Raw genomic sequence first — 1,145 nt, 5'->3', positions numbered from 1 at the left:
GCGGCCGCGGGCGCCGACGACGACGCGGTCGCGGCGGTCCGCGCGCTCCCCGGCGTCTCCGGCGTCACCCGCGACGGCGACGAATTAGTGGTGAACTGCGAGAGCGACGCGAAGACCGACGTCATCGCGGCGCTGGAGGACGCCGGCGTCGCGGTCCCGGACTTCCACACGCGCGAGGCCTCGCTGGAAGACCTCTTCTTGGCGTACACGGAGGGCGACGCGGCGAGCGTCGACTCCGGCGCGACCGAGTCCGACCGGCCCGCAGCGGAGCCGGCAACCGAGGAGGTGGACGGATGAGCCTCTCCGCGATCGCTCGGAAGGACTTTCAGGAGACGGTCCGGTCGCGCGGCATGATCGTCCTCGTGGCGCTGTTCTCGCTGCTCGTTTCGGCGTTCGCGTTCGCCGTGCGGCCGACCGCCGAGAGCGAGCAGTTCGCCACGGAAGCCCTGTTGAGCTTCTTCGTGGGTCCCGTCCTCGTGACGTACCTCGTCCCGCTGGTCGCGGTCGTCGTCGGTTACAACGCGGTGAGCGGCGAGCGCGAGTCCGGGTCGCTGAAGCTGCTCTTATCGCTACCGCACTCTCGGGCCGACGTGGTGTTCGGGAAGGTCATCGGTCGCGGGGCGGCGCTCGCGCTGGCCGTGTTCGCCGGATTCCTGCTGCCTGCGGCCGTGCTGATAGCCGTCCCGGTCACGTTCAACGCCGGCGCGTTTCTCGGGTACACCGTGTTCGCGGCCGCGCTCGGTATCGTGTTCGTCGCCATCGCGGTCGGCTGCTCGGCCGCCGCCTCGACCCAGCTGCGCGCGCTGATCGGCGGGATCTCGATCTACGTGCTGTTCGTCCTGCTGTGGGGGCTGATCACCGGGCGACTGCTCGGCGCCGCCGGACCCCTGGTCGACGCGCTCCCCGCGTCGGCCGCCCAGATCGAGGTGTTCCTCCGGGTGTCGAATCCGAACACCGGAGTCGAGGTGCTGTCGAACGCGTTCCTCGGCGAACAGCTGTTCACCGGCGAGACCGCGGACCGGCAGCTCTCGGCGGCCGCGATGTTGGTGTTCTGGGCGCTCGCGCCGCCGCTCGCCGGCCTGCTGAAGTTCGACGCGGACGACCTCTGAGAGACGTTGTTTGGTTTCCAGCGAGAAATTTAGAAA

General features: G+C 69.6%; 2 protein-coding genes. Both read left to right on the top strand.

All coding sequences use genetic code 11. The features are described 5' to 3' along the window. Positions 1–297: DUF4162 domain-containing protein (locus U4E84_RS18130; RefSeq protein WP_322533462.1), on the top strand; the 297-nt coding region annotated here is incomplete at its 5' end. Then, entirely contained in the window at positions 294–1,109 is an 816-nt protein-coding gene (locus tag U4E84_RS18125) for an ABC transporter permease subunit (RefSeq protein WP_322533461.1), read from the top strand. The genes U4E84_RS18130 and U4E84_RS18125, both read left to right, overlap by 4 nt. Positions 1,110–1,145 lie beyond the last annotated feature (36 nt).

The sequence above is a fragment of the Halorubrum sp. AD140 genome (assembly GCF_034497445.1).
In the GTDB taxonomy this organism is placed as follows: Archaea; Halobacteriota; Halobacteria; order Halobacteriales; family Haloferacaceae; genus Halorubrum.
The sequence above is the reverse complement of the archived record's forward strand: the minus strand, read 5'-3'. Positions and strand labels throughout refer to the sequence as shown.

Bases quoted from the DNA above. Each gene is read 5' to 3' on its own strand.
- U4E84_RS18125 (WP_322533461.1), top strand. From the start codon at position 294: ATGAGCCTCTCCGCGATCGCTCGGAAGGACTTTCAGGAGACGGTCCGG.